The organism is Acidovorax sp. GW458-11-26-14-TSB4, from assembly GCF_059423865.1.
Genome location: NZ_JBWKYR010000001.1, coordinates 1,049,914 through 1,075,057 on the forward strand (window position 1 = coordinate 1,049,914; position 25,144 = coordinate 1,075,057).

General features: G+C 68.2%; 25 protein-coding genes. 6 read left to right on the forward strand and 19 right to left on the reverse strand.

Annotated elements, in window-relative coordinates; all coding sequences use genetic code 11:
- Nucleotides 1–16 precede the first annotated feature (16 nt).
- Both AC07X5_RS05095 and otsB read right to left on the reverse strand, forming a co-directional pair.
- Nucleotides 17–1,843, reverse strand: coding sequence for a glycoside hydrolase family 15 protein (locus AC07X5_RS05095; RefSeq protein ID WP_409962487.1), 1,827 nt, complete (start codon nt 1,841–1,843; stop codon nt 17–19).
- Nucleotides 1,840–2,577: a trehalose-phosphatase gene (otsB, locus tag AC07X5_RS05100; RefSeq protein ID WP_494769257.1), complete on the reverse strand. Its 738-nt coding sequence runs from the start codon at nt 2,575–2,577 to the stop codon at nt 1,840–1,842. The genes AC07X5_RS05095 and otsB overlap by 4 nt, the downstream gene beginning before the upstream one ends.
- A 236-nt stretch (nt 2,578–2,813) precedes the next feature.
- Here otsB and trxC point away from each other — a divergent pair, with 236 nt between their 5' ends.
- Complete coding sequence (gene trxC, locus AC07X5_RS05105; protein WP_494769258.1) at nt 2,814–3,254, forward strand: thioredoxin TrxC; 441 nt, start codon at nt 2,814–2,816, stop codon at nt 3,252–3,254.
- 13 nt (nt 3,255–3,267) lie between these two features.
- On the opposite strand, the gene AC07X5_RS05110 is transcribed toward trxC, so the two are convergent.
- From AC07X5_RS05110 to AC07X5_RS05125, 4 genes are read right to left on the reverse strand one after another with little or no spacing between them, the layout of a single operon-like run.
- Entirely contained in the window at nt 3,268–3,750 is a 483-nt protein-coding gene (locus AC07X5_RS05110; RefSeq protein ID WP_409957847.1) for a DoxX family protein, read from the reverse strand.
- A complete protein-coding gene (locus AC07X5_RS05115) occupies nt 3,747–4,529 on the reverse strand; it encodes an HvfC/BufC family peptide modification chaperone (RefSeq protein WP_409957848.1) in 783 nt (260 codons plus the stop codon). Before AC07X5_RS05115 ends, AC07X5_RS05110 begins: the two co-directional genes overlap by 4 nt.
- On the reverse strand, nt 4,520–5,356 hold the full coding sequence (gene bufB / locus AC07X5_RS05120; RefSeq protein ID WP_494608362.1) for an MNIO family bufferin maturase: 837 nt from the start codon (nt 5,354–5,356) through the stop codon (nt 4,520–4,522). The genes AC07X5_RS05115 and bufB overlap by 10 nt, the downstream gene beginning before the upstream one ends.
- 22 nt (nt 5,357–5,378) lie before the next feature.
- Nucleotides 5,379–5,672, reverse strand: a complete 294-nt coding sequence (locus tag AC07X5_RS05125) for a BufA1 family periplasmic bufferin-type metallophore (protein ID WP_409957850.1) — start codon at nt 5,670–5,672, stop codon at nt 5,379–5,381.
- Nucleotides 5,673–5,879: 207 nt separating this feature from the next.
- Between AC07X5_RS05125 and AC07X5_RS05130 the strand changes: the two genes are divergently transcribed.
- Nucleotides 5,880–6,422, forward strand: a complete 543-nt coding sequence (locus AC07X5_RS05130) for a sigma-70 family RNA polymerase sigma factor (protein WP_409957851.1) — start codon at nt 5,880–5,882, stop codon at nt 6,420–6,422.
- A complete protein-coding gene (locus AC07X5_RS05135) occupies nt 6,419–7,060 on the forward strand; it encodes a DUF1109 domain-containing protein (RefSeq protein ID WP_494769259.1) in 642 nt (213 codons plus the stop codon). The genes AC07X5_RS05130 and AC07X5_RS05135 overlap by 4 nt, the downstream gene beginning before the upstream one ends.
- 9 nt (nt 7,061–7,069) lie before the next feature.
- Here the strand turns inward: AC07X5_RS05135 and AC07X5_RS05140 are convergent, their stop codons facing one another.
- The gene (locus tag AC07X5_RS05140) at nt 7,070–8,311 is read right to left on the reverse strand and encodes a multifunctional CCA addition/repair protein (protein ID WP_494769260.1); all 1,242 of its coding nucleotides are present in this window, start codon (nt 8,309–8,311) and stop codon (nt 7,070–7,072) included.
- 80 nt (nt 8,312–8,391) lie between these two features.
- On the opposite strand from AC07X5_RS05140, the gene AC07X5_RS05145 reads away from it, so the two are divergent.
- A complete protein-coding gene (locus tag AC07X5_RS05145; protein WP_494769261.1) occupies nt 8,392–8,847 on the forward strand; it encodes a hypothetical protein in 456 nt (151 codons plus the stop codon).
- On the opposite strand, the gene AC07X5_RS05150 is transcribed toward AC07X5_RS05145, so the two are convergent.
- Complete coding sequence (locus AC07X5_RS05150; protein ID WP_494769262.1) at nt 8,844–9,152, reverse strand: NIPSNAP family protein; 309 nt, start codon at nt 9,150–9,152, stop codon at nt 8,844–8,846. The two genes, AC07X5_RS05145 and AC07X5_RS05150, sit on opposite strands and share 4 nt — an antisense overlap.
- Nucleotides 9,153–9,162: 10 nt before the next feature.
- Nucleotides 9,163–9,849 (reverse strand): glutathione S-transferase family protein, encoded by a 687-nt coding sequence (locus AC07X5_RS05155; protein WP_494769263.1) that lies wholly within the window; start codon nt 9,847–9,849, stop codon nt 9,163–9,165.
- A gap of 191 nt (nt 9,850–10,040) precedes the next feature.
- On the opposite strand from AC07X5_RS05155, the gene AC07X5_RS05160 reads away from it, so the two are divergent.
- Nucleotides 10,041–11,834, forward strand: coding sequence for a sensor domain-containing diguanylate cyclase (locus AC07X5_RS05160; protein ID WP_494769264.1), 1,794 nt, complete (start codon nt 10,041–10,043; stop codon nt 11,832–11,834).
- A gap of 153 nt (nt 11,835–11,987) precedes the next feature.
- On the opposite strand, the gene AC07X5_RS05165 is transcribed toward AC07X5_RS05160, so the two are convergent.
- Entirely contained in the window at nt 11,988–12,560 is a 573-nt protein-coding gene (locus AC07X5_RS05165) for a 5-formyltetrahydrofolate cyclo-ligase (protein WP_184858842.1), read from the reverse strand.
- A 14-nt stretch (nt 12,561–12,574) separates the two neighbouring features.
- Here AC07X5_RS05165 and AC07X5_RS05170 point away from each other — a divergent pair, with 14 nt between their 5' ends.
- Nucleotides 12,575–14,557: a lytic transglycosylase domain-containing protein gene (locus tag AC07X5_RS05170; protein ID WP_494769265.1), complete on the forward strand. Its 1,983-nt coding sequence runs from the start codon at nt 12,575–12,577 to the stop codon at nt 14,555–14,557.
- Nucleotides 14,558–14,590: 33 nt separating this feature from the next.
- On the opposite strand, the gene AC07X5_RS05175 is transcribed toward AC07X5_RS05170, so the two are convergent.
- The 9 genes from AC07X5_RS05175 to AC07X5_RS05215 all read right to left on the reverse strand — a co-directional run bounded on the left by AC07X5_RS05175 (nt 14,591) and on the right by AC07X5_RS05215 (nt 25,004).
- Nucleotides 14,591–15,268, reverse strand: coding sequence for a Fe2+-dependent dioxygenase (locus tag AC07X5_RS05175; RefSeq protein ID WP_494769266.1), 678 nt, complete (start codon nt 15,266–15,268; stop codon nt 14,591–14,593).
- 88 nt (nt 15,269–15,356) lie between these two features.
- A complete protein-coding gene (locus AC07X5_RS05180; protein WP_494769267.1) occupies nt 15,357–17,720 on the reverse strand; it encodes a catecholate siderophore receptor Fiu in 2,364 nt (787 codons plus the stop codon).
- Between the two features lie 288 nt (nt 17,721–18,008).
- The gene (locus tag AC07X5_RS05185; protein WP_494769268.1) at nt 18,009–18,944 is read right to left on the reverse strand and encodes an MBL fold metallo-hydrolase; all 936 of its coding nucleotides are present in this window, start codon (nt 18,942–18,944) and stop codon (nt 18,009–18,011) included.
- A 137-nt stretch (nt 18,945–19,081) separates the two neighbouring features.
- The gene (rbsD, locus tag AC07X5_RS05190) at nt 19,082–19,471 is read right to left on the reverse strand and encodes a D-ribose pyranase (protein ID WP_494769269.1); all 390 of its coding nucleotides are present in this window, start codon (nt 19,469–19,471) and stop codon (nt 19,082–19,084) included.
- Entirely contained in the window at nt 19,468–20,421 is a 954-nt protein-coding gene (rbsK, locus tag AC07X5_RS05195) for a ribokinase (RefSeq protein WP_494769270.1), read from the reverse strand. Before rbsK ends, rbsD begins: the two co-directional genes overlap by 4 nt.
- Nucleotides 20,418–21,431 carry a LacI family DNA-binding transcriptional regulator gene (locus tag AC07X5_RS05200; RefSeq protein ID WP_409957712.1) on the reverse strand — a complete coding sequence of 338 codons (1,014 nt, stop codon included), beginning with the start codon at nt 21,429–21,431 and terminating at the stop codon, nt 20,418–20,420. The genes rbsK and AC07X5_RS05200 overlap by 4 nt, the downstream gene beginning before the upstream one ends.
- Before the next feature lie 34 nt (nt 21,432–21,465).
- Nucleotides 21,466–22,458, reverse strand: coding sequence for an ABC transporter permease (locus AC07X5_RS05205; RefSeq protein ID WP_494769271.1), 993 nt, complete (start codon nt 22,456–22,458; stop codon nt 21,466–21,468).
- On the reverse strand, nt 22,455–24,041 hold the full coding sequence (locus tag AC07X5_RS05210) for a sugar ABC transporter ATP-binding protein (RefSeq protein WP_494769272.1): 1,587 nt from the start codon (nt 24,039–24,041) through the stop codon (nt 22,455–22,457). The genes AC07X5_RS05205 and AC07X5_RS05210 overlap by 4 nt, the downstream gene beginning before the upstream one ends.
- A gap of 9 nt (nt 24,042–24,050) precedes the next feature.
- Nucleotides 24,051–25,004 carry a sugar ABC transporter substrate-binding protein gene (locus tag AC07X5_RS05215; RefSeq protein WP_409957709.1) on the reverse strand — a complete coding sequence of 318 codons (954 nt, stop codon included), beginning with the start codon at nt 25,002–25,004 and terminating at the stop codon, nt 24,051–24,053.
- Between the last annotated feature and the right edge of the window lie 140 nt (nt 25,005–25,144).

The following is a 25,144-nucleotide window of genomic DNA, read 5'->3' on the forward strand; positions in this document are numbered from 1 at the left end:
GGACCGCGACCGGTGCTCAAATCACGCTGTCCCATCGCGCAGACAAGCGCACGGCAGCGTTGATCACGCCCACCATCGAGTAGGTCTGAGGGAAGTTGCCCCACATCTCCTGGGTCTCGGGGTGGGTGTCTTCGGACAGCAGGCCCAGCGGGTTGCGCGCCGCCAGCATGGTCTCGAAGATGGCGCGCGCCTCGTCCTTGCGGCCGATGCGTGCCAGTGCGTCGATGCGCCAGAAGGTGCAGATGTTGAAGGCCGTCTCGGGCTTGCCGAAGTCGTCGGCCGCCTCGTAGCGGCGCATGTAGGGGCCATCGCACAGGCTCTTTTCCATGGCCTCCACCGTGCTCACGAAGCGCGGGTCCTTGGGGTCGATCAGGCCGACCTCGGCCATCAGCAGCACGCTGGCATCGAGCTCGTTGCCGCCAAAGCTCTCGGCAAAGGCCTGGCGCGATTCGCTCCACGACTTGGCGATGATCTCCTCCTGCATGCGCCGGGCATGGCCGTGCCAGTACTCGGCGCGGTCGGGCAGGCCGAGGGCGGTGGCGATCTTGGCCAGCCGGTCGCAGGCCGCCCAGCTCATGAGGGCCGAGGAGGTGTGCACCCGCGCCCGCGTGCGCAGTTCCCACATGCCGGCATCGGGCTGGCCGTAGACGCGCACCGCGTTCTCGCCCACCTGCTCGAGCCGGGTGAACTCGCCCAGCCCGGCACGGTGCAGCAGCCGGTGGTCGTGGAAGGCCTGGGCCGCGCCCAGTACGATGTTGCCGTACACGTCGTGCTGGAAATGCTCGGCCGCCTGGTTGCCCACACGCACCGGGCCCATGCCGCGGTAGCCGGCCAGCTGGGGCATCATGGATTCGGGCAGTTCCCGCTCCAGTCCGATGCCGTACAGCGGCTGGATGTGGCCGCTGCCCGCATCCACCACCACATTGCTCAGCCAGCGCAGGTAGTCCTCCATGGTGCCCACCTCAGAGATGCTGTTGAGCGCGCGCACCACGAAAAAGGCGTCGCGCAGCCAGCAGAAACGGTAGTCCCAGTTGCGCCCGCTGTGGGCCGATTCGGGGATGCTGGTGGTCATGGCCGCGACGATGGCGCCCGTGTCCTCGTACAGCGACAACTTGAGCGTGATGGCCGCGCGGATCACCGCGTCCTGCCACTCCAGCGGCACGGCCAGGGCCCGGCTCCAGCCGCGCCAATAGGCGGTGGTCTCCTGCTCGAACAGGCGCGCCGTGTCGGCAATGCCGTCGAGCAGGCTTTCGTCGGCGCCGAGGATGAAGTTGTGCTCGCGTGTCAGCACGAAGGGCTGGCCCGAGAGCACGTGCGACACCGGCGCATCGGTGGACAGGCGCAGCGCCATGCTGCCGCCCACATAGCGGATGTGGTTGCTGCCGCGCGTGACCTGCGGCTCGCTCTGGCCCCAGTCGTACTTCACCTTCAGTGCCACGCGAACGCGCGGCGAGCCCTGGATGGGGCGCACCCGGCGCACCAGCGTCATGGGGCGGAAAAAGCGCGAGCGGCTGAAGAAGCGGGGCGCGAAGTCGGTGATTTCCACGCCATGGCCCGCCTTGTCGAACAACTGCGTGCGCAGGATCGCGGTATTGGGCTCGTACCACTGGTGCGCCGAGGCCATGTCCTCGATCTCGATGGCGAAATGGCTGCCCTCGTCGCCCGGCTGCAGCAGGGCGTTGAAGACCGGATCGCCATCGAAGCGTGGCAGGCAGCACCAGACCATGCGCGCCTGGCTGTCGATCAGGGCGCTGATGGCGCAATTGCCGATCATGCCCAGGTTGAGCGAGCCTTGCTGCGGGGCGGCGGCTGCGTTGTCGTTCTTGTCGGTCGTGGTGGTCATCGTGCGCGCTCCAGGGAGGTTCTTGCCGCAGACAGCCAGCCACGCAATGCGGCCGGCGTCATGCAGCGGTGGTGTGCCTGCGTCGGGCCTTCGCCCACTTTGATGCCCCAGCCGCCCAGCGCATGCACGGCCGCAAAGCCGGCTTCGTCGGTCACGTCATCTCCCGCGAAGACGGGTGTGCGGCCGGCGAAGGGCAGCTGGGTCATGAAATCGGTGATGGCCTGGCCCTTGTCCACGCCCTTGGGCTTGGCCTCGAAGACGAACTTGCCTTCCATGAGGTCCAGGCCGTGCACCTTGCGCAACGCCGCCAGCATGGTGTCGCGGCACAGGTCCTCCAGGTGCGGCGCCAGCCGGTAGTGCAGGGCCACGCTGGCGCGCTTGGGCTCCACCAGCAGGCCGGCGTACTGCACCGCCAGTTGCGTGGCCGCCTGAAGCACGGGCTCCAGGTTGGGCGGGGCGATGGCCGGGCGCGATCCGTCGGCCAGCCGGTACTGCGAGCCGTGCTCGCTGGCCAGCGGCAGGCGCAGGGGATCGAGGAAATGGTCGATGTCGCTCTCGCGCCGGCCCGTCACGATGGCGAGCGCACCATCGAGCTGCGTGCTCAAGGCCGCGAGGGTGGGAACGAGGCCCGAGGAGATGCGCACGGCCTCGGGCCGGGGCGCCATCTCGGTGAGAGTGCCGTCAAAATCCAGAAAGAGCGCATGGGCTGTTGTCAAAGAAGGGAGCAGCTGCATGTGTCCGCACCTTAGCAGACGACCGGTGGGCGCACCAGCGCGCGCGGATGCCGCTGCCCGGCCCCGCAGACACGGCACAGTGCGGCAAAACCCGCGCCAGGACTGGGGTGCAGGGGTGAAGGGGCTTGCAAAGGTAGCCCCCCACCCCCATTGTCACAAGATGAAAATGGCGTTTGTCTTACAGGCAACCGCCCTGCCAAAAGCGCACGCTCAGCACACCCATGGAGATTTTTTGCGTGAACGAAGAAGCATCCCCCCACATCGTCTGCCCTCACTGCCACACCACGAACCGTGTCAAGCGAGCGGACTTCGGCAGCGCCCCCGATTGCGGCAGCTGCCATCAGCCCTTGTTTGCGGGCGCGCCGGTGGCGCTCGACGGTAGTTCCTTTGATAAGCATGTGGGCCGCAGCCACCTGCCGGTGGTGGTGGACTTCTGGGCCCCCTGGTGCGGCCCGTGCCTGCAGATGGCGCCGGCCTTCGCACAGGCCGCGCGCGACCTGGAGCCGCAGGTGCAACTGGCCAAGCTCGACACCGAGGCCCACCAGGCGATTGCGGGCCGCTTCGGCATTCGCAGCATCCCGACCATGATCATGTTCAAGGACGGCCAAGAGGCAGCACGCGTCTCGGGTGCCATGAACGCGAGTGACATCGCCCGCTGGGTTCGCAGCGTGGGCTGACCCCGCTTTCGGCTCAGCGGATTCCGAAGAGCCGGTCCAGTGACAGATTGCCCGCCCCACGCCCAGCCAGGTACAACAGCAGGCCGGCCCACGACAGGTGGGTCGGCCAGGCATCGGGGTAGACGAAGACCTGGATCACCAGTGTCATGCCCAGCAGTGCCAGGGCCGACAACCGCGTGCACAACCCCAGCACCAGCAGCACCGGGAACACATGCTCGGCCACCGTGGCCATCTGCGCGGCCAGATCGGGCGGCAGCAAGGGCAGCTTGTATTCCTCGCGGAACAGCAGGTAGGCGCTGTCGGAGATGGTGAACCAGCCCTCGACCTTGGTGCGTGCCGACAGGAAGAAGATGGCGGCAATGCCCAGGCGATTGACCAGCGCCAGCAGGCTGTGCGGCGTGAGCCAGGCCATGCCATCGGCCAGCCGGCCCAACCAATGCCGGGGTCCGGTGGCGGGCGCCGTGGGTGTGGTCTCGGGATACGGAGTGCTGTTCATGGTGTGTTCTCGGCAAGGTGGGATGGGGCGCACAGGGCGCCGGCCTGCAGCAACTGCGCCATCAGTGCGGTGAGGTCGGCTCCGGGCTCGGCCTGCAGCGCCTGGGTTGCGGCAAGCTCCAGCGGCAGGCCGGCGGTACAGGCGTCCAGAAAGGCGACGCCCGCGCGCGACAGCAAGGCCCATTGCACAGCACCCTCGGGGCGGGTGAGCAGGGCGCCATCGCCCTCCCAGGCCAGCTCGGCCTCCATGGGGGCTTGGCCGCGCTGGCGCTGCCACAGTGTGCTGGCCGGGTGTTCCTCGCTCCAGGCCCAGCGCGCGGCAGGGTGCGGCGCCAGGCAAAGGCTGGCCAGGGCTTCGGGCGGCTGCGAGGCCAGCCAGGCTGCGTCGAGCGCGGGCGCGTCGGCCGCCAGATGGCTTTCGGTCCAGCAGCGGTCCAGGTGGGCCACCGCAGGCAGGTAGGGCAGGCCGGCGGCCGGCCCGAAGCTGCGCAAAAAATCCGCCAGGCCCTGGCCATAGGCCATGAGCCGGGAGTCTTCCGGCGGGTTCTCCTGAACAAACCGGTCTGCCGCCGCACGGAACCAGTCTTCGCCGACCAGCGCGCAGACGGTGGGGTAGTTGGCCTGCAACGCATCGATGCAGGCCTTGCGCACGGTGTTGCGGTACACGGCGAAGCCGGGTTGCGACTGCAGGGCCGAAAGCCATGCTGCGGCCTGCATGGGGCCGCCGGTGCCGGGCAAAAGCGCATCGGCCAAGCCGTCCTGGAATGTACTCAATTGCATGGCAGGGCCTCGGTCAGAGCCCGATGGGCGCGGTTGCGCTCGGCCAGCAGTACCTCGAACGCCGGCAACTGGTCGTCGCGCTCGATCAGGGTCGGCAGCGGGCCGGTGGCTGCGATCACGCGCTGGTAGAGCCGCCAGACAGCATCGGCCACGGGTGCATCGTGGCTGTCGATCAGCAGGGCGTTGCCCAGCGACGGGTCGGCCTGGTGGCCGGCCAGGTGGATCTCGGCCACGGCATGCAGGGGAAAGGCATCGAGGTAGTCCTCGGCGTGGTTGCCCAGGTTGTGGGCGCTCACATGCACATTGTTCACGTCCAGCAGCAGGCGGCAGCCGGTGCGCTGCACCAGCTCGGTCAGGAAATCGGTCTCGGACCAGTCATGGCCCTCGATGTGCAGGTAGTGCGTGGGGTTTTCGATGGCGATGGGGCGCTGCAGCACGTCCTGCGTGCGCGCGATGTTGGCAGCAATGCGTGCCAGCGCCGCATGGGTGCGCGGAAATGGCAGCAGGTCGGGCAGGTAGTGGCCGCGCCAGGTGGACCAGGCCAGGTGCTCGGAGACGATGACCGGCTCGATGCGCCGGGCCAGTGCCGCCAGCCGTGCGAGGTGGCCTTCATCGGGCGGCGCATCGGCCGCCAGCGACAGCGACACCCCGTGCAGGGCCACCGGATGCCGCGCACGGATGGCTTCGAGCCAGGCCAGGCGCGGGCCGCCGTCGGCCAGGTAATTCTCGGGGTGAACCTCCCACCACAGGCCGGGGTCGGTGCATTGCACAGCCTCGGTGTAGTGCTGGGGCTTGAGCCCCAGGCCCGCGGTGGGATGCGTTGGCATGGTGCTGGGCAAGTGCGCTGGATCAGCTCTTCATGGGCGTGAGCGAGCCCATGCCCTTGGGCGTCTTGATCGACGCGCAGGTGCCGGCGGGCACGAACTTCCAGGCATTGGCCTGGTAGTCCACCTTCGAGGTGCCGGCACAGGTGGTGCCGGCGCCCGCGGCGCAATCGTTCTTGCCGGCCATGGACACGCCGTAGCATTTCTCCATGGCAGGCTTGGCTGCGGCATCCGTGGCGGGCTTGGTCTGTGCAATGGCTGCGCCGGATGCAAGGGCTGCAAGCGCCAGGGCGCCGAGGCTGAGGGTGCGTGAAGTCATGGCGGGTTCTCCGAAAAGTAGAAAAGTGTTGGTACGAACATGCAGACCGGAGTGCTTGTGCGGTGCGCACCGTGGCGGCCGATCTGCGTTGTAATTCGCGGTGGCAGGCGGGCGGGTTACACCGGCCACAAAAAAGAGCACAACAAATTTTTCTGCCACGCTGTAACCGGGCGGCCCGTGGTTGCGAATACCTGTCAGGGAGAGAGCATGGACATCGAAGAAAGGCTGCGCGGTTTGCTGTTGTTGGGGCTGGACGCCGATGCAGCGGCCTACCAGCGCTTCCTCAAGGAGCTGAGTGCCCACCTGCGCGCCTTTTTGCGCCGCCGGCTGGCGCAGCGGCCCGACGAGGTGGAGGACCTGGTGCAGGAGACGCTGCTGGCGGTGCACAACCAGCGCCATACCTACCGGCCCGACATGCCGGTGACGGCATGGGCGCATGCGATTGCGCGCTACAAGCTCATCGACTGGCTGCGCTCGCACCGGGTGAAGGAAGGCCTCAACGATCCGCTGGACGATGCCAACGAGATGTTCTCGACCAGCGATGGCGATGCAGCCCAGGCGCGGCGCGACCTGGGCCAGTTGCTGCAGACGCTGCCGGACCGCCAGCGCCTGCCCATCGTGCATGTGAAGCTCGAAGGGCTGTCGGTGGTGGAGACGGCGCAACTCACGGGGCTGTCGGAGTCGGCAGTCAAAATCGGCGTGCACCGGGGGCTCAAGGCCCTGGCCGCCAAGATCAGGGGAATGGCATGAAAACCGATGAATTGATCCAACTGCTGGCCACCGATGCCGGCCCGGTACCGGCGCGGGACATCGAGCGCCGCTTTGCCGTGGCATCGCTGGCAGGCATCGCCGGGGCGGCCGTGCTCATGGCTGCGGTATTCGGGGTGCGCCACGACCTGGTGCAGACCATGGGGCTGCCGATGTTCTGGACCAAGCTGGTGTTTGCTGCCGCATTGGCCTCCGCAGGCGTGGCACTGCTGCGCCGCATGGCGCGCCCGGGCATGGCGGTGGGCCGCATGGCAGCACTGGTGGCGGTGCCGCCGCTGGTGCTGTGGGGCATGGCTGCGGGGGCATTGTCCCAGGCGGAGCCGGCCGAGCGCATGGCGCTGGTGCTGGGCAGCACCTGGCGCAGTTGCCCGTTCAACATCGCGCTGCTGTCGGTGCCGGCCTTCATCGCCAGCTTCTGGGCCCTGAAGGGCGCTGCCCCCACCCGCCTGGCCTGGGCCGGCGCCGGTGCCGGCCTGTTGTCGGGGGCGCTGGGCGCCCTGGTCTACGCCTTGCACTGCCCCGAGATGGCCTCCCCCTTCATCGCCGTGTGGTACCTGGCCGGCATGGCCCTGCCCACGGCGTTGGGGGCGGTGCTGGGGCCGCGCCTGCTGCGCTGGTAGTTCCAGCGCTCAGGACGGGTTGGCGGCGAGCCATTGGGCAACTGCCTGAACCCGGGCCTGGTGGATCAGGTCGCCGACCTGCGGGCCGGCCAGTCCCTTGGCAGCTGCCTTGGCCGCGATCTCGCGCGTGACCACGGACTGTGCGGCCGCCAGCACGGCCAGCAGGCGCGGGCGCTGGGGGTAGGCCTTGTCTTCCATGCCCAGCCGGCCACGCGCGTCGCACTCGCAGGCCAGCAGGATATCGGGCATGCGGCCGGGCTTGCGCAGCGCGTCGCAGCGCTCCAGCAGGCGCACCAGCGGGGCTGCAGCCAGGTCGCCGCTGCGGTGGATGTTGCCGTGCTCACGCGCCACCACGTCGGCGATCTCGCGGCAGTCCACGGGCACGCGCAGGCGCTCGGCCACGCCCTGCAGCAGTTCGGCGCTGCGCCGTTCATGGTCGATGTGACGCGGCAGCACGTCGGCCGGCGTCGTGCCCTTGCCCAGGTCGTGGGCCAGGCAGGCAAAGCGCACGGTGAGCGGGGCGTCCAGGCGCGCCGCCATGTCCAGCACCATCATCAGGTGGATGCCGGTGTCGACCTCGGGGTGGTGTTCGGCACGCTGGGGCACACCCCACAGGCGCGCCACCTCGGGCAGCAATACCTGCAAGGCCCCGCAATCGCGCAGCACCTCGAACATGCGCGAGGGTTTGGCCTCCATCAGCCCGCGCGCCAACTCCTGCCATACGCGCTCGGGCACCAGGTGGTCCACCTCGCCCTCGGCCACCATCTGGCGCATCAGCGCCATCGTTTCGGGCGCCACGGTGAAGTCGGTGAAGCGCGCGGCAAAGCGTGCCAGCCGCAGGATGCGCACCGGGTCTTCGCGGAAGGCCTCGGTCACATGGCGCAGGACGCGCGCCTGCAGATCCTTCTGCCCGCCATAGGGGTCGACCAGGGTGTCCGGAGCTTGGGGGCTCCGGGCGATGGCATTGATGGTCAGGTCGCGCCGAGACAGGTCTTCTTCGAGCGTCACCTCGGGCGAGGTCTCCACCACGAAGCCGCGGTAGCCGCGCCCGCTCTTGCGCTCGGTGCGCGCCAGCGCGTACTCTTCGCGCGTCTCAGGGTGCAGGAAGACGGGGAAATCACGGCCCACGGCCAGGTAGCCCGCCGCGAGCATCTGCTCGGGCGTGGCGCCCACCACCACCCAGTCGTGGTCATTCACGGGGCGCCCGAGCAGCGCGTCGCGCACTGCGCCCCCTACCATGTAGATTTGCATGGTGGCAGTGTAGGTGAGCTGCGGGTAACGCCGCTGTAGACGCCGTATAGTGCGCCCCTCACCAGCCCACGGTCATCGCCATGTCCATCTCCTCCTCCCTCACCATCGCGCAGCTCAACCCCGATGGCAGTGTGCCGGTGCCTGCGGCCCCCGATGCTGCCGCCAATGCTGCGGCCGAGGCCCTGCAGCGCGAAGCGCAGTTCGAGGCGATGCAGGCCCAACTGGAGTCCTTGCAGGAGATCCTGGCCAAGCCGCTCAACGAAATCCTGGCCGACCGAGACAAGTTCAAGGATACGGCGGCCGCCTGGGACTCCTTTGGCGCCATGTGGATGCTGTCGCAGCGCGCCATGAAGCGCGTTGCGCTGGACCTGGCGGCGCAGCAGGGGGTGAGCGAAGACGAGGTGGTGGCGCGCGCCATGCGCCATGCCAATGCGGTGCTCAATGGGGACGGCGAGGACCTGGGTGGCATCGTCGCCGAAGCCCAGCTGGCGCACATCGCGCGGCATCGGGCGCTGCTGCGCAAGCAGTTTCGTTAGGAGAACACCGGCCGGAAGAAGCTGCGCTCGTAGCTGAGGATGCAGCCCGTTTCTTCCGCATAGCGGAAAGCAGCCTGGCATTCGGCATCGTCCATGGAGCGCTGGCGGTAGACCTCGTAGGTCGCCAGGCTCTCGAAGGTGAACAGTGCCAGCGCGATGTTGTTCGCGCCCTCGCTGGGCATGAAATAGCCGTGGTGCTGGCCGCCGAATTTCTCGACCAGGGGGATCCACAGCTTGCCGTAGTGCTCGAATTCCTTGAGCTTGGATGTGTTGAGCACGTAGCGCAGGTAGATGGTGACCGCCATGCGCTTCTCCTCAAACGTGGCGCAGGCGGTAGGGTTCCTCGAAGTCGAGGAAATCCTTCTCCGCCAGGGCGTCGTCGATCCAGGCCTTCACGCCGGGCAGGGCGCGCACGCGCTGCACATAGGCCGCGATCTGCGGGGGCACGGGCAGGCCGTAGCTGTGCAGGCGCATGCATACGGGGGCGAAATACGCGTCGGCAATGGTGAATTGGCCGAACAGCAACGGGCCGCCATGTTCCACGAGCAGGGCGCTCCACATCTCCACCAGGCGCTGCACGTCGGCACGCACGCCGGCCTTGTCGCGCCAGATCAGGGCGCCGGTCTCGGCCAGGTCGGCCTCGATGTTCATGGGGCAGTTGCCGCGCAGGGCGGTGAAGCCGCTGTGCATCTCGGCACAGACGCTGCGGGCTCGGGCGCGGGCCTTGGCATCTGCGGGCCAGAGCTGTTTGTCGGGGTGGGTCTCGGCGATGTATTCCGCAATCGCCAGGGTGTCCCAGACCACCAGGTCCCCATTCACCAGCACCGGTACCTTGCCTGTGGGGCTTACCGGGCCGATCGCCCGCTTGAATTCGGAGTCGGCGTCGAAGCTGTCGAAGCGCACACGGACTTCGTCGAATGCGATGCCGGCCTGGCGCAGCAGCACCCAGGGGCGCATGGACCACGAGGAGTAATTCTTGTTACCGATATAGAGCTTTGGCATGGATCGTCGTCTTGGAATGGTGGAATAGCCGGGCAAGACTTTCCATGCTAACGCCCGCTGGCAGCTTGTGCCAATGACCGATGGGCAGGGCTTTGATGCGTGTCGCGCATCGAAGCCGGTTTGCACAGCGTGAAATGGATGGCTGCGGCACAATCCCCTGTTCGTAGTTAGTTTTTCTCTATCGATCCCTGGTGATCGTTGTGGTGATGCGCTCGTTGTCCTTTCTGTACTTTTGCAGGGTCTGGTGGAGCCTGCTGACACTGATGGTCATGCTGCCTGCGGCCGCCCAGACGGCCGTGGAGCGCGATGTGCCCGCCCTCATTTCCGCAAAGCCGGGCGGCATGCTGATCGTTCCTTTCATGGGCATGTTCGAGGACCAGGGCCGCGCGCTGGGCATCGAGCAGGTGCGCACACCGGAGAACGAGGCCCGTTTCGCCTACCCCGACAATCCCTTGAAGGGCGCCGAATCGGACCGGGTGCTCTGGTTCCGGGTGCGCCTGCAGCTGGCCGACCCGGCCGATGCACTGCGCGAGTTCCTGCTGCTGGTGCCCACCGTTTCCACGCACGAATTGCGCTTTTACGGCCCCTACAACGCCCAGGGCCAGGCATTGGCACCGCCGGTGGTCACCGGAATGCGCCACCCCTGGGCCACGCGCCCGGCGGATTCCGAACAGATGGCCTGGCGCTTCAACCTGCCCGACGACCAGGTCTACACGGTGTACTTCCGAGTCGAATCGACCTTCGCGCGCTTCTACGCGGCCCGGGTATGGGATCTGGCGGAGTACCTGCAGGGCACACAGGACAAGCGCATGTTCGACGGCGTCTGCTACGGCTTGTTGATGGGCCTGGCGATCTTCAGCACCGTGATGCTGCTGGTGTTCCGCGAGAGCATCTATGCCTGGTACCTGGTGTCCTGCATCGGCGCACTGCTGGCGTTGGCCGGCTTCAACGGGCACACGCTGCGCTACCCGTTTGCCCACTGGCCGGCGGCGGCGGGCTTCTTCTACAGCATGGCTCCGCCGCTGTGGGCCATCTCCAAGCTGATGTTCGGGCGCAGCCTGCTGCGGCTGGCCGACTATGCGCCGCGCGTGGACAAGGTGGTGCTGGCCATGGTGGCTGCATTGGCGGCGGCGGCTGTCTATGGGCTGCTGGGTGAGCACCCGCTGTGGCTGTTCCGCCTGGTGCAGGCTTCCGTGATGGTGTCCACCCTGGTGCTCACGGTCGGTGCCGTGATGGCCATGCGGCGGCGCTACTGGCCGGCCGTGCTCTACAGCCTGGGGGTGGCCATCCTGCTCTTGGGAATCTGCGCCATCGTCGTGGCCAGCTGGGGCTGGGTGGCCTGGACGCCGCAGCAGATGGACATGACGCAGACCGTGCTGGTGGCCGAATCCATCGTCTTCGCGGCGGCCATGGCCTCCCGGGTGCGCCTGCTGCGCAAGTCCGAGGAAGCGCTGACCGTGCGCACCCAGGAGCTGGTGGAAGCCCTGGGCACGGATGCGCTCACCGGGGCCGCGAACCGTGCGGGCCTCACCAGCCATGGCGAGGCCGCCGTGCGCGCCGGCCAGCCCTTCGCGCTGCTGCTGCTGGACCTGGACGGCTTCAAGGGCGTCAACGACACCTACGGCCACGCAGCGGGCGACGCGGTGCTGGTGGCCATGGTGCGCCGCCTGCGCACCCAGTTGCGCGCCGGCGACCTGGTGGCCCGCCTGGGTGGGGATGAATTCGCGGTGCTGATCGCGGGCAGCCCCTCGCGCGACATGATCGCCGCCATGGCCCGGCGCATGGCCGCCAGCGCCGCCGAGCCCCTGGTCTTCGAAGGCCGCTCCCTGGTCGTCGGCATGAGCCTGGGTATCGCCTGCCACCCTGCGGATGGCCGCACCCTCGCCGAACTGCTGCGCGCCGCCGACAGCGCCATGTACGCCTGCAAGCGCCGTCCCGAAGGCGGTGACTGCTACGCCTTCGCCTCGGAGCTGCAGGCCGGCTGAGCCTTTCCGGGTGCCGATTCGTCACTGGCCATGAAAACTGGCGCGCACCCATGCCAGGCCACCGTGGAACTGGCTCTGCCAGGCCACTGGTGGCGTCCCCCTCAGGGGGAAGGCGCCGAAGGGGAATCAGGGGGAAAGGCCGTGAACACGTTCTTATACCGGCCAGACCACCCCGTTGTCGTTCAGGATCGCGTCGAGCGGCGCATCCCAGGATTCCGGCTCGAACTCTTCCAGAAAGCCGTTGGTGAATCCCAATCCCACCGTGAAGGGCTTGGGCTGCAGTGTGGCCAGCGTGCGGTCGTAGAAGCCGCCGCCATAGCCCAGCCGGTAGCCGCCCGCTGCATAACCCACGCAGGGCACGAACAGCAGTGTGGGTACGATGAGTTCGGTGTCCTTGGGCTTGGGGATGCCGTAGGCGTCCTCTTCCATGGGGCAGCCCGGGTACCAGGCGTGGAAGGTCAGGGTCTTGTGCTGCTTGTTGACCACGGGCAGGCCGATGCGGCGCAGCTGCGGTTCATCGAGCAGTTCGCCGTCTTCCTTCCAGCGGTGCAGGGCCGGCAGGGGATCGAACTCGCCCTTGATGGGCCAGTAGGCGCCGATCACCGTGTCGGGCCGGTTCACCAGCCAGATGCGCATCACTTGCTGTAACAGATCGGCCCGGTGTAGGCGATCTGGCAGATTCAGGCGTTCTTCTATCAATGCGCGCCGCAGGGCTGCTTTGTCCATCAGATAATTCCCCCATGCAATTGCTTCAGATTTTGACACCGCTGCTGGTCAGTGCCGTGCTGGCCACCACCGCGCCCCTGGTCCAGGCGCAAACCAAGGCCGACGATACCCTGCTGGAGATGCAGCAGGCGTTCAAGCGCGGCGACCGCAAGAAATTGGAGCAATTGTTGCCCGCCGCGCGCGGCCACGTGCTGGAACCCTGGGCCGCCTACTGGGAGCTCAGGCTGCGTCTGGCCGAGGCCTCGCCCTCGGAAATCCAGTCCTTCATGCAGCGCTATGCCGGCAGCTACCAGGAGGACCGCCTGCGCAACGACTGGCTGCTGCTGTTGGGCCAGCGGCGCGACTGGGCCCAGTTCGCCGAGCAGCACCCGAGCTACCGCATGTCCGACGACCGCGAGGTGCGCTGCTACGCCCTGCTGATCGACGATATCAAGGGCAGTCCCCAGCCTGGCGCCGCCGAAGACATCAAGCGCAACTGGTACGCCCTGCGCGATGCCGACGATGGCTGCACCCACGCTGCCAGCCAGCTGTACGCCAACAAGAAGCTCAGCGCCCTGGACGTCTGGCGCAAGGCCCGCTTCGCGGTGGACGCCAACCGGCCCCGCGTGGCACGCAATGCGGTGGAGATCGTGGCGCCCGACGCCGTCGCCCAGGTCAAGGAGCTGATGGATGCGCCCACCAAGTACCTGACGAGCCGTGCCACGGCCCGGGGCCAGGTGCGCCAGGAACTGGTGACGCTGGCGCTGATCAAGCTTGCCTCGGGCGACCCTGACAATGCGGCCGCCCAACTGGAGGGCAAGTGGGGTGTGCACCTCTCGCCCGAAGAGCGCAACTGGGTCTGGGGCGTGATCGGCAAGCAACAGGCGCAGAAACTGTCGTCCGACGCCAACCGGGCCTTTTCCAACATCACCCGGGATGCCGATCTCAACGACGACATTCTGGGCTGGAAGGTGCGCGCCGCCTTGCGTGCAGGCCAGTGGAAGGTGGTGGGCAAGGCCATCGACGCCATGAGCGAAGAGGGCCGCCAGGACAGCACCTGGGTGTACTGGAAGGCCCGCGCCCTGCTGGCCGGCAAGCCCAGTGACGGTGAGCGTGCCGAGGCGCGCAAGCTGCTCGAAGGCATTGCCAGCACGCGCGGTTTCTACGAACAACTGGCGACGGAGGAACTGGGCCAGCGCATCACCATGCCGCCCGCGCCCGCACCGCTCACGCCTGAGGAAAAGGCCGCAGCCCGCGCCAACCCGGGCCTGAACCGCGGCCTGTATGCCATCTTCCTGGGCCTGCGCTCCGAGGGCGTGCGCGAGTGGAATTACGCCACCAACCTGCACATCCCCGGCGGCATGGCTGACCGCGAGCTGCTGGCCGCTGCCGACTTTGCCTGCGCGCGCGAGGTCTGGGACCGCTGCATCAACACCAGCGAGCGCACCCGCAGCGTGATAGAGACCAACCAGCGCTTTCCCACGCCCTTCCGCAACGCAGTGGTCGAGCGCGCCAACAGCATCGGGCTGGACCCAGCTTACGTCTATGGCCTGATCCGCCAGGAAAGCCGCTTCATCATGGACGCACGCTCGCACGTGGGTGCCTCGGGCCTGATGCAGGTGATGCCCGCCACCGCACGCTGGACCGCCAAGAAGATCGGCATGAACAACTTCACGGCCGACCAGATCAACGACCGCGACACCAACATCGCCATCGGTACCGCCTACCTCAAGCTTGCGCTCGACGACTTCGCCGGTTCCATGCCCATGGCCGCTGCTGCCTACAACGCTGGCCCCGGCCGGCCCCGCAACTGGCGCAATGGCCCGGTGCTGGACGCCGCCATCTGGGCCGAGAACGTGCCCTTCGGCGAAACCCGAGACTACGTGAAGAAGGTACTGGCCAACACCACCAACTACGCGGCGATGCTCACGGGCCAGCCCCAGTCGCTCAAGGGCCGGCTGGGCACCATCGGCCCGCGCGACGCCTCGGCGCCCGAAGTGAACAAGGACCTCCCCTGAAAAGCACAACGGCCCCATCGGGGCCGTTGTGCTTCAGACCTCCGACCACATCCGCAAAAGATTGTGGTACTGGCCCGTGAGGGCCACGGTCTCCTCGGTCTCGCCCAGGCGCACGCGCAGCTTCTGGATGGTCTGGTCCAGCTCGAACAGCATGGCGCGGCGCGCATCGTCGCGCACCATGCTCTGCACCCAGAAGAAGGAGCACACGCGCTCGCCGCGCGTGACCGGCTCCACACGGTGCAGGCTGGTCGAGGGATACAGGATCAGGTCGCCCGCGGGCAGCTTGGCCTCGTGCGTGCCATAGGTGTCCACCACCACCAGCTCCCCGCCCTCGTAGTCTTCTGGTTCGCACAGGAACAGCGTGCACGACAGATCGGTGCGCAAGGCACCCCCGTGGGGCAGGGGACGCATGGCGCCATCAACGTGCAGGCCATAGGTCTCGCCGCCCGCATAGCGGTTGAACAGCGGCGGCACGGTGCGCAGCGGCAGCGCCGCGGCGAAGTACAGGGGGTGTGCGGCCAGTGCCTGCAGCACGGTGCGCCCCTGCTCCAGCGCTACGGGGGAATGTTCGGGCAGTTGCCGGTTGTGCTTGACCTGTGCGCCCTGTGCGCCCACGGTGGCCCGGCCGTCCACCCAGTCGGCGGCATCCATGGCCGTGCGCATGGCGCGCACCTGCGCGGGCGTGAGGACGTTGGGGATGTGCAGCATCATGGCAGTGGTCTTTCTGAAACGGGAAGGCCCCGGGCTTGCCGGGGCCTTCGCATGGTAGACAGTTCTCAGGCCGTCACTTTGCGCTCGATCAGAACGTGAAGTTGGCCGTCAGGCGTGCCGAGCGGGGGATGCCCGGCGTGTAGCGGTAGCCGCTCTTGTTGATGGCGGCAACGTAGTCCTTGTCGGCCAGGTTGTACACGTTGAGCTGGACGTCCAGGTTCTTGTTGATGCGGTAGGAGGCCATGGCATCGAAGACCCAGTAGGCCTCGGTGTAGGCCGGGGTGCCCACTGCGCCATCGGTGCCGCGCAGCAGTTTGCCGGCGTAGCGCGCACCGCCGCCCAGCGTCACGCCGAAGGGCAGGCGGTAGGTGGTCCACAGCGAAAAGGCATTCTTGGGCGTGTAGGCCAGGGCGGTACTGCCGTCGGCCGTCTTGGGCGTGCCGCTCAGGACCTTGGTGTCCATGGTGGTGTAGCCCGCGCTCAGCGACCAGTCGTTGGTGATGGCGCCGATGGCGGTCAGCTCCAGTCCCTGCACGCGCTTCTTGCCGGTCTGTACGAAGTTGGCGGAGTTGGTGGGGTCGGTTTCGATGTCGTTGGAGACATCAGTGCGGTACACCGCACCGGCCAGTGCCAGGCGGCCGCCCAGCACGTCCCACTTGGTGCCTACTTCGATGGTCTTGGCCTTCTGCGGATCGAACTTGGGGTTGGCAGCGTTGTTCGCCGCTGCGCTCAGCTGGTTGTTGGCGCCGCCCGGGGGCTGTGCCGAGGTGGCGTACAGCGCATACACGCTGCCGTTGCTGGCAGGCTTGTAGACCACGCCGACCTTGGCGCCGATCAGGGTGTCCGACAGGCTGATCGACGAGGGTGTGAGCACGCCGGCCGGCAGCGCGCCCTGCGTCACGGCGTCGAAGTCGGTCTTGAAGCGGTCCACGCGCAGGCCGCCCGTGACCTGCCATTGCGGCGTCAGCTTGGCGGTGTCGAACAGGTAGGCCGCCACGGTGTTGGTCACGCCCTTGGACCAGGCGCCGTTGGCGATGCGGTTGAAGCCCGCCACATTCGGGTTGGGGTTGTACAGGTTGGCTGCGGGCAGCGAACCGGCTGGCGCGTACGTGGTGTTCACGCTGGCAAAGCCCTGGCCGTAGTAGCCCAGGTTGGTCTGCTCTTCGCGCGACAGCTCCAGCCCGGCGGCCAGGTCATGCTGCACCGAGCCGGTGCTCACCGTGGCGGTCAGGCTGGTCTGGTTGACGGCGATCTTGTTGACCTGGTTGACGTTGGTCGGCAGATTGCGTGTCACGGTCCAGGTGGACGGGTCATTCGGGTTGGGCGTGGCCAGCAGGGCCGACGCGGCGGTGAGCGCGCCGGTGGCGGGGAAGCCGCCACCCATGAAGGCCGTCAGCCGGTAGTCGTTGTGCGTGCGGCCAAAGCGCGTGGTGTTGCGCAGCTTCATGCCCGAGGCGAAGTCGTGCTCGATGCGCGCCGTGACCATGTCCATGTCCACGTCCGCATAGTCCGAGGTGGTGCCGTAGAAGTTGCTCGAATTCACACGCGCCGCGGTGTTCAGGAAGGGGCGGCGGTTGGCCAGGGCCAGCGCATCCGGCGAGGTGTAGCCGGGCAGGCCGATGGTGGGCACGCCGCCATCGGGCATGTTGTCCTGCTTGACGTGCAGGTAGTTCAGGAACACGCGGGTGGGCGAGTTCAGGCCCAGGGCCAGCGAGGGCGCCACGCCCCAGCGCTTGTTCTTGACCAGGTCGCGGCCGGCGACGCCGGAGTCCTCGGTCATCACGTTCAGGCGGAAGGCGGCGCCGGGGTAGGCTTCCAGGGCCTTGTTCCAGTCCACCGTGCCGCGCTTGTAAGAGGCGCTGCCCGCGCCCAGCGAGGCGGCGAAGCTGTTTTCCAGCGTGGGCTGCTTGCTCACCAGGTTGATGGCGCCGGTGGGGGCGGTGCGGCCGTTGTCGGTGCCGGCCGGGCCCTTGACCACTTCGACCTGCTGGATGTTGAACACGTCGCGCGAGACGGCACCCAGGTCGCGCACGCCGTCCACGAAGATGCTGCTGGAGCTGTCGAAGCCGCGCATGTAGATCGCATCGCCGGTGCTGGTGTTGCCGTTCTCGCCCAGGAAGAAGGTGCTGGCGCCAGGGGTGTTGCGCAGGGCCTCGGTCAGGGTCGAGGCGGCCTGCTCGCGCAGCACCTGTTCCTTGACGACCGAGATGGTCTGGGGCGTGTCCAGCAGCGGCTGGGTGAACTTGGGCGAGGAGACCGTGCCGGCCTTGTAGCCTGCATCGCCCGCCGATTCGACCTTCACCTCCGGAAGGGTGCCGCTGGAGGCGGTCTGTGCCTGCGCCGGCATGCCCAGTGCCACGAGGGCAGCCGCAGCGGCCATGCCGACGGGGGTGACGCGCGCGCCCGCGGCGGGGTGTTTGCGGCTCTTGATGTATGTAGTGTTGTGCGCCATGGAAGGACCGTGTGAGTGAGAGAACGGAACTTGGCTGGCTACTGGGACAACACGGCACGCCGCGGCAGGCGCGGGTGCCTGCCGTTTGGCTGGCTGGAATCTCGCGGCTGGTGGCCCAGCGTGCAAGGAACGTTAAATGATAACTACTATCATTTAAAGGCGATTGCATCTCGCTGCAATGCCAGCGGATTCGCCCCAAAAAACCGCATGGAATGTCGCATCACGGCAACAGGCGGATCCACCATCCACCCGAAAGAGATCCGGGTGCCCGAAAAGGCGGCGTGGCCCTCAGGCGTTGTGCAGCAGTTCGCCCCGGCGAACCGCAGCGCCGGAGCGCACCAGGTCCTCCATCAGGCCCTGCAGCCAGCTGCTTTCTTCCTGGTCGGCAAAGTGGCGCTGGTGCAGCATGCCGAAGTAGGGCGTGGCCTGGGTCCAGGCCGTGAGGTCGGCCAGGCTGATCTGCTGCCATTCGAGCAGCTTGTACTTGAGCAGCACCTTGGCGGCGTACAGCGCATGCTTGTGCGGGTTGCGCACAAAGCCGTCGAGCCGGCGGCGCGCACCTTCAATGGCACGCGGGGCATCGGAGAACACCGGCCCGTGGCCCGGGATCACCGTGCGTGGCGCCAGGCGCTCGATCAGGTCCAGCGTGGCGCCCACCTGGGCAAAGGCGTCCTCGCCCTCCAGCTCTGGGAAGACCACGCCGAAGCCGTTTTCCCACAGCGCATCGGCCGAGATCAGGATGGCATCGCGCGGCTCGAACAGCACGATGGAATGCGTGTCGTGCCCCGGCGCGGCATGCACCTGCCAGGTGCGGTCGCCCAGCAGCACGCAGGAGCCGGGGTCCAGCAGCGTATCGGCACGGAACGGCGGGCACTGCTGGCCGGTGGGCGTGTAGCTCAGGGCATAGGGATCCCACTGGCGCACATGGCAGGCCTGGCCGGGCGGTATGGCGGTGAGCACGCGCGGCCAGGCCTTTTGCAGCGCGGCATTGCCGCCGCAGTGGTCGCTGTGCAGATGGGTGTTGAGCACACGGTCCAGGGGCCTGCCGCCCAGGGCCGCCTGCACCAGCGCCACCGTCTGATCGGCATGGCTGCAGTAGCCGGTATCGACCACGGCAGTGTCGTAGTGTCCGACGAACACGATGTTGTTGGCCGACAGCCAGCCGCGTTCCAGCACGGCGATTCCGGAGGGGAGAAAGGGCGTGGAAGAAGCAGGCGTGGACATCGGGATGGGCTGGCAGATGGCTTGGCGCAGCGGTGGCCCCGCTGCTGCGATCTGCCAGCCTAACCCAGTGCAAACCTCCGCCGGGTTATCCAAAACCCGTGCGTAGGCAGTTGGAGTGCATCAGAACGTGACTGCCATCAAAACGTCACACCGGCGCAGAGGATCACGTTCGCATACGGTGTGCACTCCCCAGTTCGCACCATCACGCGGGCCTCACGGCACAGGCGCTTGAAGTCTTCGTGCGGCAGCGCCTCGGGCACCACGGGCAAGGTGCACCAGCCGGGCAGGGCGCCCGCGGCGCGCTCCACGGCTTCGGTGGCGATCAGGGCGCGCTCGACCTGCATCTCCGCAAGCACCGCCTGCAGCACGTCGGCCACGGCCGGGATCCCGGGTGTGAGCGCCAGGTCGATGCGGCGCGGGCCGGGCGGAATGGGCAGGCCCACGTCGCCGATCACCAGCATGTCGCCATGGCCCAGGCTGGCAATGGCGTGGGAGAGTTCGGCGTGCAGCAGGGGGGTGCGTTTCACAGGGGGATCCAGTCGGGTGGCAAGGGGCTGGCCGCCACGGCGGCCCGGGTCGGGATGGAGGGCTGCGCGCCGGCCTGCGTCACACACAGCGCGGCGGCGCGGATGCCTTCGCGCACGGCGGCATTCAGGGGCTCGCCCTGGGCCAGGGCCACGGCCAGTGCGCCCAGGAAGGTGTCGCCTGCGGCGGTGGTGTCAACCACCTTCACCTGCAGGCCAGGGTGGTGCGTGCTGCCCAGGGTGTCGGCGGCCACGGCACCCGCGGCGCCCAAGGTCACCACCACCTGGGCCGGGCCCAGGCCGCGCAGCGCCTGAGCGGCTACGGCGGCGTCCGCTACGGTCTCCACGGCCGTGCCGGCCAGGGCCGCAGCCTCCACCTCGTTGACCACCAGGGTGTGCACCAGCGGCCACAGGCCTGCGGGCAGGGGCTGGATGGGCGAAGGGTTGAGCAGCACCGGGCAGCCGGTGGCAAACGCCTGCTGTGCGGCAGCCAGCACTTGGGGCAGGGGGGTCTCGAACTGCAGCACCAGGCTGCTGGCATGGGCCAGCACAGGTGCGAGTGCCCGGGTGTCGAGTGCGAAGCGGCCATTGGCACCCGGCACCACGACGATGCGGTTCTGCCCGCTGGCCTCCACGGTGATGGCGGCCACGCCCGTGGTTTCGGCCGGGGCGGCCTGCACCCCGCTGTGGTCGATGCCGTCTTGCGCGAGGCCGGCGCGCAGCGTGCGGCCATAGGCATCGTCGCCCACACGGCCGAACAGATGCACCTGCGCACCCTGGCGCGCGCAGGCCACGGCCTGGTTGCCGCCCTTGCCACCGGGCACCAGGTGCAGTGCCTGGGCCAGCACGGTCTCGCCGGGCCCGGGGGCCTGGGCCACCTGCAGCACCAGGTCCATGTTGAGGCTGCCCACCACGGCGATGGTGGGGGGGGCGTGCTTCACTGCGCCCGTCATGGCAGGGCCGGTGCCGTGGAGGCACGTACGCGCAGTTCGGGCTGCAGCATGACCTTGCGCGCATCCTGGCGCTTGCCATCGATGCGTTCGAGCAGCATGTCCACCGCCAGCGCGCCGATGCGCTGCTTGGGCTGGGCCACGGTGGTCAGCGGCGGGCTGGTGAAGGCGGTGAGCTCGATGTCGTCGAAGCCCACGATGGACAGCGCCTCGGGCACGCGCAGGTCGCGTTCGTGGGCGGCGCACAGTGCGCCCATGGCCATCAGGTCGTTGCAGACGAAGACGGCGGTGGGGGGCTGCTGCGCACGCAGCACGGCATGCATGGCTTCATAGCCGCCCTGGCTGGTGAAGTGGCCATGCCACAGCAGGCCTTCGCCTGTGCCGCAGCCGGCATCGGCCAGCGCGCTGCGCCAGCCGGCGATGCGCTGCTCGCTGGGCGCAATGCCCTCCGGCCCGCCGATGCAGGCGATGCGCCGGTGCCCCAGCGACAGCAGGTGGCGCGTGGCCAGCAGGCCGCCCTGCATGTGGGCGGTTTCCACCAGGTCGCAGGGCTGCTGCTCGGCCAGCTCGATCTCGCGGTCCACCAGCACGGTGGGGATGGACAGGCCCGCCAGTTGCGTGGGCAGGGTGGCGTCGTGGCCGGTGGAAACCACGATCAGCCCGTCGATACGCCGCTCGGCCAGCACCTGCAGGTAGCTGCCCTGGCGGTGCGCCTCGTCATTGGTGTTGCACAGGATGAGGTTGTAGCCCGCGCCGAAGCAGCGGTCCTCCACCGCATGCACGATCTCGGCGAAGTAGGGGTTGGAGCTGTTGGGGATCAACATGCCCAGCGTGCGTGTGTTGTTGCTCTTCAAGCTGCGTGCAATGGCGCTGGGCACATAGCCCAGCTCGCGGATGGCTTTTTCCACGCGCGCACGGCCTTCGGCGCTCACGTGGCGCGTGCCGTTGACCACGTGGGACACCGTGGTGACCGATACGTCGGCGTGCCGCGCGACGTCTTTGATGGTAGCCATGCAGGAAATCAGGAAAGGTTCGGATACAAGGGGATCATGCCGCGGCTGCGCGGCGCTGGCGCAGGGTGTCCACGATGACCGCGGCGACGATCACTACGCCCGTGATGATGCGCTTGCTGGGCTCGCTGGCACCCACCTGGGCCAGGCCGGCTTCCAGCACGGCGATGATCAGCACACCGAAAGCGGTGTTCACCACCGAGCCGCGACCGCCCATCAGGCTGGTGCCGCCGATCACCACGGCTGCGATCACCTGCAGCTCCATGCCGGTGCCGGCATTGGGGTCGGCCGCCTCCAGCCGGGCCGACTGCATCAGCCCGGCCAGGCCTGCCAGCAGGCCGGTCACGGCGAATACGATGACGCGCACGGGCCGCGGGTCCACGCCCGCCAGGCGCATCGCCTCTTCGTTGGTGCCGATGCCCACCACGCTGCGGCCGAACACCGTGCGTGTGAGCACCAACTGCGCCACCACCACCAGCACCAGCGCGATCAGAAAGGCCACCGAGATGCCGCCGAGCACCGGCGCGGCCAGCCACGAGATGGCATCGCCCACATACTGCGTGCGTGAGTCCGTCACCACATAGGCGCCGCCGCGCACGGCTTCGAGCATGCCCAGCGAGACGATGAAGGTCGGCAGCCGCCAGGCCACCGACACGGCACCGGTGACAGTCCCGCAAATGAGCCCTGTGGCCAGCGCCAGCAGCGCGGCGGCCGGCACGCTCCATTTCCACTGCACGATGGCCGCGGCCGAGGTGGCGGCGGAGAGCGCCATCACCGAGCCCACCGACAGATCGATGCCTGCGATGATGAGCACGAAGGTCATGCCCACAGCCATCACGGCCAGCGCCGGGATCTCGTTGGCGATGGTGATGAAGGTCTCGGCGCTCCAGAAATACTCGGAAAGCGTGGAGAACAGTGCCACCATGCCCGCCAGCACGGCCAGCAGCCCGAGGTAGGTGCCCAGTTGGCTGCGCCAGGCGGGCGTGGGGCGGGGCGCCACGACGGTGGCAGGGGATGCGGGGGCGTTCATGCGGTGGCAGGAGAAGAAGAGGGGGAATGCCCAGGGGCGTCACGGCCGCCCGGCTCGGAAAATGCCGCTGCCAGCAGCGACTGCTCGGACCACTGGCCGCGCTCGAACACGGCCACCAGGCGGCCGGCGCTCATCACGCCGATGCGGTCGGCCATGGCCATCAGCTCGCGCAGGTCGGACGACACCATGAGCAAGGCGCGACCGTTGGCGGCCATGCGGTCAAGCTCGCCGTAGAGCTCGGCGCGTGCGCCCACGTCCACGCCGCGCGTGGGTTCGTCGAGCAGCAGCACCCGGCCTTCGCGGTGCAGCCAGCGCGCGAACACCACCTTCTGCTGGTTGCCGCCCGACAGCGTCCCCACGGGCTGCTCGGGGCTGCGGCAGCGGATGCCCAGCGTCTGGACGAAGCCCTGCACCAGGCGGTTTTCCTTGGCGCGCTGCAGCCAGCCCGCGCGCGAGATCGCGGACAGGTCGGACAGCGTGGCGTTGACGCGGATGGACTGGGCCAGCAGCAGGCCCTGGGACTTGCGGTCTTCGGTGACCAGGCCCACTCCGGCCGCGATGGCCTGCATCGGTGAGGCAAAGCCGCGCGGCAGCACGCGCGGGTCGGTGTCTGGACCGGAGTGCAGCGTGACACTGCCCCGGTCGGCGCGGTCCGCGCCGAACAGCAGGCGCACAAGCTCGGTGCGGCCCGAGCCCACCAGGCCTGCCACGCCGAACACCTCGCCCGCGCGCAGCTCCAGGCTCACGTCCTGCACGGCCGTGCCGCGGCCCATGCCCTGGGCGCTCATCACCACCGGGCCGGCCTTGCGGCGCGGGCGGTGCTCCAGGTCGCTCACGGAGCGGCCCACCATGCGCTGCACCAGGTCGTCCTCGCTCAGGCCGGCCATGGGGCGCGCATCCACCAGGCGGCCGTCGCGCAGCACGGCCACGCGGTCGGCAATACGGCGCAATTCTTCCAGGCGGTGCGATACGTAGACGATGGCCACACCGCGCGCCGTCAGGCGCGCGATCTGCTCGAACAGGTAATTGGTCTCGCGCGGCGTGAGCATGGCGGTGGGCTCGTCGAGCACCAGGATGCGCGTGTCGTCCTGCAGGTTGCGCGCGATCTCCACCATCTGCTGCTGGCCGATGCCCAGGCGCGACACCGGGGTGGCCGGGTCGATGTGCTCCAGGCCGATCTTGGCCAGTTGCGCGCGTGCGGCGGTGTGCAGCGCATCCCGCCGCAGCCAGCCGGCGCGGTGCGGCAGCCGGCCCATGAGCAGGTTCTCGGCCACGGTGAGCGTGGGCACCAGGCCCAGCTCCTGCATCACCATGCGCACGCCCAGGCGCTCGGCCTCGCGGCGCGAGGCGGGGGCATAGGTCTCACCGGCCAGGCGCATGCCGCCGCGCGTGGCCTGCTCCAGCCCGCAGACGATCTTGGACAGCGTGCTCTTGCCCGCCCCGTTCTCCCCCGTGAGCGCCAGCACCTCACCGGCGTTGAGTGCCAGTGTCACGCCTTCGAGCACGGTGGCGGTGTAGTCCTTGCCCACTGCGTCGATCGACAGCAGCGGGGCGGCTGGGGGCGGGGAGAGCGGCCGGGTCATGGGCAGAGGTTACTTGCTGCCCTTGGTAATCAGCACCACCTCGGTCTTCACCTCGGCGGGCAACTGGGCCTGGGGCGTCTTGGCGGCAATGGCCTTCTGGGCCAGCTCGATACCGAACACGGCCTGCTTGGCGGCGTACTGGTCGGCGGTGGCCAGCACACGGCCATCGGCCAGCATGGGCTTGATCGCGCCGATGTTGTCATAGCCCACCACCTGCACCTTGCCGGTCTTGCCCGCGGCCTTGACGGCGGCCACCACGCCCAGCGCCATGCTGTCATTGCCGGCCAGCAGGGCCGTGAGGTCGGGGTGCTCGCGCAGCATGCCGGCAGCCACGGTGTTGCCCTTCTCGATCTCCCACTGGCCCGACTGCACGCCCACCACGTTGATGCCGGCGGCCTGCATGGCATCCTTGTAGCCCAGGGTGCGTTGCTGCGCATTGAAGGTGGTGGACACGCCCTCGATGATGCCCACCTTGTCGCCCGACTTGAGCGACTTGGCCAGATGGTCACCCACCAGCTTCGCACCGGCGCGGTTGTCGGGGCCGACGAAGGGCACGGTGAGGTTCTTTTCCTTCAGCGCATCGCCGTCCAGGCGGTTGTCGATGTTGACCACGATGATGCCCTTGTCCACGGCGGCCTTGACGGCCGGTACCAGGGCCTTGGAGTCGGCCGGCGCGAGCACGATGGCGCTGACCTTCTGCGCCACGGCCTGCTCGATCATCTTGATCTGGGCCGCCGTATCGGTCTCGTTCTTGATGCCGTTGGCCACCAGCGTGTATTCGCTGGCGTGGGCCTTCTGGTGCGCCTTGGCGCCGTCTTCCATGGTGCGGAAGAACTCGTTGGCCAGCGATTTCATGACCAGGGCGATCTTGGGCTTGTCCTGCGCCCACACGGGGCTGGCAAGCATGCCGCCGAGCACGGCAATGGCGGCGGCGGTCTGGACGGAACGGCGGGTGAACTGCATGGTGTCTCCTGTTGGAATGGTGGGCATGGCACGGCCACCGAGAAGCCGCGCGCAACGGCGCGAAGCCCTGGCGGCGTGCCCGGCCAGTGCGGTGTCGCAGCGCGATCATAACGTTAGCAATCGTTTGCGCAAACGTTTGC

Excerpts from the sequence above, each read along its gene's own strand:
- AC07X5_RS05095 (WP_409962487.1), bottom strand. The coding sequence starts at position 1,843 with ATGACCACCACGACCGACAAGAACGACAACGCAGCCGCCGCCCCGCAG.
- otsB (WP_494769257.1), bottom strand. The coding sequence starts at position 2,577 with ATGCAGCTGCTCCCTTCTTTGACAACAGCCCATGCGCTCTTTCTGGAT.
- AC07X5_RS05110 (WP_409957847.1), bottom strand. The coding sequence starts at position 3,750 with ATGAACAGCACTCCGTATCCCGAGACCACACCCACGGCGCCCGCCACC.
- AC07X5_RS05115 (WP_409957848.1), bottom strand. The coding sequence starts at position 4,529 with ATGCAATTGAGTACATTCCAGGACGGCTTGGCCGATGCGCTTTTGCCC.
- bufB (WP_494608362.1), bottom strand. The coding sequence starts at position 5,356 with ATGCCAACGCATCCCACCGCGGGCCTGGGGCTCAAGCCCCAGCACTAC.
- AC07X5_RS05125 (WP_409957850.1), bottom strand. The coding sequence starts at position 5,672 with ATGACTTCACGCACCCTCAGCCTCGGCGCCCTGGCGCTTGCAGCCCTT.
- AC07X5_RS05130 (WP_409957851.1), top strand. The coding sequence starts at position 5,880 with ATGGACATCGAAGAAAGGCTGCGCGGTTTGCTGTTGTTGGGGCTGGAC.
- AC07X5_RS05135 (WP_494769259.1), top strand. The coding sequence starts at position 6,419 with ATGAAAACCGATGAATTGATCCAACTGCTGGCCACCGATGCCGGCCCG.
- AC07X5_RS05140 (WP_494769260.1), bottom strand. The coding sequence starts at position 8,311 with ATGCAAATCTACATGGTAGGGGGCGCAGTGCGCGACGCGCTGCTCGGG.
- AC07X5_RS05145 (WP_494769261.1), top strand. The coding sequence starts at position 8,392 with ATGTCCATCTCCTCCTCCCTCACCATCGCGCAGCTCAACCCCGATGGC.
- AC07X5_RS05150 (WP_494769262.1), bottom strand. The coding sequence starts at position 9,152 with ATGGCGGTCACCATCTACCTGCGCTACGTGCTCAACACATCCAAGCTC.
- AC07X5_RS05155 (WP_494769263.1), bottom strand. The coding sequence starts at position 9,849 with ATGCCAAAGCTCTATATCGGTAACAAGAATTACTCCTCGTGGTCCATG.
- AC07X5_RS05165 (WP_184858842.1), bottom strand. The coding sequence starts at position 12,560 with ATGGACAAAGCAGCCCTGCGGCGCGCATTGATAGAAGAACGCCTGAAT.
- AC07X5_RS05170 (WP_494769265.1), top strand. The coding sequence starts at position 12,575 with ATGCAATTGCTTCAGATTTTGACACCGCTGCTGGTCAGTGCCGTGCTG.
- AC07X5_RS05175 (WP_494769266.1), bottom strand. The coding sequence starts at position 15,268 with ATGATGCTGCACATCCCCAACGTCCTCACGCCCGCGCAGGTGCGCGCC.
- AC07X5_RS05180 (WP_494769267.1), bottom strand. The coding sequence starts at position 17,720 with ATGGCGCACAACACTACATACATCAAGAGCCGCAAACACCCCGCCGCG.
- AC07X5_RS05185 (WP_494769268.1), bottom strand. The coding sequence starts at position 18,944 with ATGTCCACGCCTGCTTCTTCCACGCCCTTTCTCCCCTCCGGAATCGCC.
- rbsK (WP_494769270.1), bottom strand. The coding sequence starts at position 20,421 with ATGACGGGCGCAGTGAAGCACGCCCCCCCCACCATCGCCGTGGTGGGC.
- AC07X5_RS05200 (WP_409957712.1), bottom strand. The coding sequence starts at position 21,431 with ATGGCTACCATCAAAGACGTCGCGCGGCACGCCGACGTATCGGTCACC.
- AC07X5_RS05205 (WP_494769271.1), bottom strand. The coding sequence starts at position 22,458 with ATGAACGCCCCCGCATCCCCTGCCACCGTCGTGGCGCCCCGCCCCACG.
- AC07X5_RS05210 (WP_494769272.1), bottom strand. The coding sequence starts at position 24,041 with ATGACCCGGCCGCTCTCCCCGCCCCCAGCCGCCCCGCTGCTGTCGATC.
- AC07X5_RS05215 (WP_409957709.1), bottom strand. The coding sequence starts at position 25,004 with ATGCAGTTCACCCGCCGTTCCGTCCAGACCGCCGCCGCCATTGCCGTG.